We start from the raw sequence: 5,431 nt of genomic DNA on the forward strand, positions 1-5,431 counted from the left end.
ATGATTTCTAAAAAGAGCATTTATGTATATTTGATATACGCAATTTCATTTGCAGTATCGTATTTTTTAGTTAGAGTTTTCTTATTTCATGGCGAGATTAACTCAGCATTGGCTGGTTCTATTGGCGGTGGATTTGTAGGGTTTTTAACATCAATTATTTTGGCTAAACCTACTAAAAAAATATAAATTTAAAATGGCTTATGCAACTAACTCATGCGTATGTTGTATAAAAAATCGGCTAAATGGTCGATTTTTTTATTGTCCTAAATGGCAGTTTAGTTGAATTAGAAATGAAAGATTATATGTTATATTAATTAAGAAAACATCCATCTGGGGGAGAAATTTTGGCTAAGAAATATAGATACTTAACGATTGGAATAATAATAGTTTCATTACCAGTTCTAATTTGGATTTCATAACATATTTATATGACCTTCTTCGCTCCACCTACTTTAAGCTATATTCCAAAAGGTAAATTAATCGCACAAAGTAAGTCGCCAAATCTAGATTATACTTTAAAAGCTTACGTATCGAGTGGGGGAGCAACAACGGACTATGCTATTAGGGGAGAATTAATTTTTAACAAGAAAGATATTAAACCTAAAAACATTTACTGGAATTATCATGAAAAGAAAGCAAATATAAAATGGGTAAAGAATGACACAGTGATAATAAATGGTCATAAATTAATTGTTCCAAATCAAACTTACGATTTTCGTAAAGAGTAAACCACTATTCAACTAACGCAAGCTTTTGTTGCATATGATCAAATTTCCTTCTAAGGATATAAAAGAGAAAAAAAAGTGATGAATTATATTTTTAATTATTAAGACACAAAATGCCCTATACTAAGACTCTAAATGATCCAAAAAAAGTTGGAGAAGCATTAGGCATAGCATGGAGTACAGGTTCCTATAATAATAGGGATGGTTTTGGTAGAGAGCAAAAATGAAACTATAGGTAGACGTTGTGCTGAGTTAGTCCCTGGTAATGGTAGTATTGTATTAAGTAAAAAGGGTTTAGAGATCTTGTGCCAAGCAATAGAAAAAGAACTTGTTGGAAAAAAGTGAAATATGTTTCGGCTAGGAATTTACTCTTTTTTTGCGACAATAAACATTTTACCATTTTTACCCATAATAAATTTATCTAATTTACTAATAAAAAAACATTTTAGAAATTATGAACCATTAAATGATTGTTATGATTAATATACATTAAGGAAGGGTTTCACTTTTACGTGTTGGTCTTTCTTTTTTTATTTTTTACTTTATTGATCTTTACGATCTAACTAAAAGGAAAAACCATTCTCGTATGAGGATGGTTTTTTACGTTATAAAGGTAATGTATCGTGTTGTAACAATAATTTCTCGAAACTATCAAATTGTTCATTTTGGGTATTGTTCACCTACTGGCAGATTAGTTAAATAAGATATGCGATAATGTATTATTTTACGAACATGATTTCTTTAAATAAAATACTATTATATTTAGTAAAGATAAGTTTGTCCTTTTTCGGGAATATTATAGGTTTTGATTACACCACAAGTAAGAAGTAACCCCCATCAAAAGCACTACAGAAATAACTATCCAAATAACACTAATTACAGTTATTTGTCTTTCTTACGCTTAATAATTAGAAATATCCCCCCTCCTAATCCCAGTATAGGAATAGCGATTATTAATAATCCAATTCCTCCCAAAGTAAATAAATCAAACACTGTAGAATGTACCTTTACTATATCTCTATATTGGCTCACTAATAGAGCTTGATTATATTTCTTGTGTTCATACTTATTCTTATTCATCAATAACGCAAATGTTCCTGTTGCATTAGCCGTCGCAAAACTTGCTGCTGTATCGTATGTCATTTTATTATTGAGATATAAGCCTGTTACATCTTCTCCCATAGCATAAACATCTGTTTTCTTCTTACTAAAATCTTTAGAATAGGTATTCCCATTTGTATCAAGCATTCCAACAGATACTACATCACTATACTTTGCAGGATATACAGTCTTTATTTTGCCATCTGGCAATGGATTCCCAGAGCTAACAACTATCAAAATATGATTATTTGTTGCTTTCTTGATTACCTTTTCTAACTCTGAATTATTTTTATAAAATTCAACTGATAGATTGATGATATCAACTTTTTGCTCGATTGCCCAATCTATCCCCTTAACCAGAGTAAGAAAATCAATTCGTCCGTTTTCATCAGCGATTTTCCCCACATAAATTTGAGATTCTGGAGCAACCCCAAGTAGTAATCTACCATTTTTCTTTGCTCCAATTATTCCTGCAATTTTTGTCCCATGACCATTATCATCTTGATAGTCATCATTGTCATCTATAAAATTATATCCTTTTACAACATTAACTTCCCTGCTTTTCATATCAAATCCAGTATCTAATACTGCAATTTTGATACCCTTTCCCATATAACCTTCATTCTGAAGATTTGTAATAGAAGCTCCATATTCTCGATAGGGAACTTCCTTTCCTGAGGGAATAGTAACCACATTTTTATTGTGATCCATATGGTCATGTGCAAAAACGGGAGTAGAAACTACTCCCGAGATTAGCAGAGAAAGTGTGACAAAAAATATTTTTTTCATCATGTAAGCCACGCTTTCGTCCAAGCTGAGTGAGCGTGCCCGTATTTACTGTGCCCAATAATCCAACTACAATTTTGTTTATTGTACACACAATACCTAGGAATTGCTTTATTCACCTTATTTGCCTCGTCACGTACACAATAATTTACATAATACATGAATGGTACCCAGCAATCAGAACCAATGAAGCTCTTATATCCATATCCGTTATTATCTACACAACCAGGATATCCAGCATAAGAGATACTTCCATCTTTTTCATCAATTTTTTCCGGTTGAAGCATTGAAAGTGGAATTTTAATATCTTTAATATCTTTAATAGTCTCAAATCCTGCAACAACTTCATTGTTTACATCTGCTTCATCGAAAGCGACTTCGGTAGTGGCTACTTCAACTAATCCTCCAACAATTGTAGATTTAATCTGTGCCAGATCAGTAGCAGAGACACCCGCTTCTTCAGGGGTTATGCTCAATATTTGTTCTTGCGTATACATTTTCTCGCCCGACTGTTCAGCTTTTTTGATTTCGTCTGTGATTACTGCATAAGTATCACTAGCCTGTTCCATCATATCATTAACATATCTGTCGTCATATGTTACATCATCTTTAGATTGCTCAATACCATCAGCAATATCTTCAGCTTTTGCAGCGAGTATATCCTTTTGCTTAGTTGAGAGCGAATCCTCTACAATCTGAGAAATATCAACATCTCCCCCACTTTTAGCTTCTTGAATGACCTTTTGTGCGAGGCTGTCTTGAATGTCTTCAACTTGTGCATCAATACTCTTCGAAACAGTTGTTTCTGCAAAAATCGGCTGACTATTTCCTAACACAAGGAGACTAAGCAAAATTGCAGCCACTACTTTAGATTTTGTTTTTTCTTTCATTTTCTTCCAACTTTCTAGGACTAATGTCCACTGTTTTTTTGATAATCCTGTTTTATGGAAACTAATATGTATAATAATCATAACAATAATTTAATAAGTCTAGTGTTTCTAAAATGGAATTTTTATTAATAAATTAGATAAATTTTCCATGGGTAAAAATGGTATACTAAAAGGTATCGTTTAAAGAGCTATTCATCATAAATTGCTCTTTTTTGGTGTCAACTTTTATTTTTACCGAAGCAAACGGTAGAAAATAAAAGTAATTGTCTGTCAACGGTAAGCTGAACGTGGTGAGCATTAAGGAGTTGACAGACTCACTGCACCCTCTCAAAAATTTGAGGGGGTGGGGAGTTTTGTAGATGGGTACAAGTCTCACGTAAATTGAATCAATGGATTTATATTACATCTGGAAAAACAAAGGGATGGACAGAAGTAAAGAATGTTAAAAAAGCAACAATTAAGAAACCAGTTACAAAACCAAATACTATTATAATTTATAAGCCAACAACAATTACTACAAATAAACCAACAACTACAACAGCACCTTCAACAAATCAATCGACAACTACAACATCTACCTCATTATCGGCATTTGAATCAAAAGTCGTTGAATTAACAAATATAGAGCGTTCAAAAGCAGGATTAAAAGCATTTAAATCAAATACTAAATTATCTGATGTAGCTTGTGTTAAATCAAAAGATATGACAGATAAAAACTACTTTGACCATAACAGCCCAACTTACGGATCACCTTTTGATATGATGAAAAAATTTGGTATTTCATACAAATCTGCAGCAGAAAACATTGCAAAAGGGCAAAAAACGCCTGAAGAGGTTGTAAAAGCCTGGATGAATAGTGCAGGACATCGCGCAAATATCCTAAACGGTAATTTAGATCAAATTGGCGTAGGATATGATTCACGTGCAAATACTTGGACACAAATGTTCATTTCTCAATAAAAAAGAAAAAGCAGCTACTTTTAAAAGTAGCTGCTTTAGAATGTCAAACTATGGAGTCAACGTTATATAAAACTTGAAGAGATCGATTAACAAAACGTAGATAATTGTTTCAGGAGTAAGTATATTCAACTGAGTATACTTTAACGAACGGTTAGAATACTGAATGTTTTCAATTGTGAAACAAATACTTTCAAAGTTGGAACTACTAATAAGTTCATTGATGATAAGATTAACTTGTAAGTTAAAAGTCAAACTGTATAGGGAACCTGCTAACAATTAGGTTAGTAGGTTTTTTATATTTACTCCAGCAAAATTTTCTAATTAAAATACGAAACTCCTTGTTCAACTAACTGGCAGTTTAGTTTAAGTGTAATGCTTCACAAATAGGTGCGTGTTTTTATAATTGAACAATATATTTTATAGGTAATAGGACAATTTTAGGTCCTGTTTTTAAAAGTATTTACTATAATGCTCATGACGTTGTTTTCCACTTAGTTCGGCATAAATACGTGTTGTCTCACTCTTTACATGACCTAATAAACTTTGGATCACTTCGAGAGGAGCACCATTATTCATTAAATGAGTTGCATAACTGTGTCTAAGTTGATGTGGTGAAATTTCTTTATTAAACTCTTATCGTAAAGAAACATTTTTAATAATATATCGTGTTTGTGCGATACTTAATCTGTGAGGGGCTCTATCTGTTATAAATAATGCCGGATCTTCGTCTTGTCGCTCACCTAGGTACCTAGTTAACCAAATTTCAGATCGAATATTAAAGTAAACTTCTCTTTCCTTATCACCTTTTCCACGTACCACAACAGAGTTATTAGACCAATTTAAATCTCTTTTATTAATTAATACAATTTCACCTATCCTACATCCTGTTGAATACATAAATTCAATTATTGCATGTTCTTTTGCAGTTTGACATGCTTCGCGGAGATGTTCAATTTCTTTTTCAGTTAA

At 32.2% G+C, this 5,431-nt stretch carries 4 protein-coding genes and 2 pseudogenes; 3 read left to right on the forward strand and 3 right to left on the reverse strand.

The window, feature by feature from the left end:
- Together CN514_RS25705 and CN514_RS12570 are read left to right on the forward strand one after the other, a co-directional pair.
- Positions 1-186 (forward strand): hypothetical protein (locus CN514_RS25705; protein WP_098232885.1); only part of this gene is annotated, 186 nt, incomplete at its 5' end.
- 242 nt (positions 187-428) lie between these two features.
- Positions 429-728, forward strand: a complete 300-nt coding sequence (locus CN514_RS12570) for a DUF5412 family protein (RefSeq protein WP_098232886.1) — start codon at positions 429-431, stop codon at positions 726-728.
- Positions 729-1,607: 879 nt separating this feature from the next.
- Here the strand turns inward: CN514_RS12570 and CN514_RS12575 are convergent.
- Together CN514_RS12575 and CN514_RS12580 are read right to left on the reverse strand one after the other, a co-directional pair.
- On the reverse strand, positions 1,608-2,615 hold the full coding sequence (locus CN514_RS12575; RefSeq protein WP_176525889.1) for a S8 family serine peptidase: 1,008 nt from the start codon (positions 2,613-2,615) through the stop codon (positions 1,608-1,610).
- Complete coding sequence (locus CN514_RS12580; protein ID WP_098232888.1) at positions 2,615-3,502, reverse strand: hypothetical protein; 888 nt, start codon at positions 3,500-3,502, stop codon at positions 2,615-2,617. Before CN514_RS12580 ends, CN514_RS12575 begins: the two co-directional genes overlap by 1 nt.
- A 435-nt stretch (positions 3,503-3,937) precedes the next feature.
- Here CN514_RS12580 and CN514_RS12585 point away from each other — a divergent pair.
- Positions 3,938-4,462: pseudogene (locus CN514_RS12585) on the forward strand (CAP domain-containing protein); the annotation flags it as partial.
- A gap of 450 nt (positions 4,463-4,912) precedes the next feature.
- On the opposite strand, the pseudogene CN514_RS12590 reads toward CN514_RS12585, so the two are convergent.
- Positions 4,913-5,431: pseudogene (locus tag CN514_RS12590) on the reverse strand (tyrosine-type recombinase/integrase); the annotation flags it as partial.

The sequence above is a fragment of the Bacillus sp. AFS001701 genome (assembly GCF_002559405.1).
Lineage (GTDB): Bacteria > Bacillota > Bacilli > Bacillales > Bacillaceae_G > Gottfriedia.

Coding starts and splice junctions, on each gene's coding strand:
- CN514_RS12570 (WP_098232886.1), top strand. CDS start 429: ATGACCTTCTTCGCTCCACCTACTTTAAGCTATATTCCAAAAGGTAAA.
- CN514_RS12575 (WP_176525889.1), bottom strand. CDS start 2,615: ATGAAAAAAATATTTTTTGTCACACTTTCTCTGCTAATCTCGGGAGTA.
- CN514_RS12580 (WP_098232888.1), bottom strand. CDS start 3,502: ATGAAAGAAAAAACAAAATCTAAAGTAGTGGCTGCAATTTTGCTTAGT.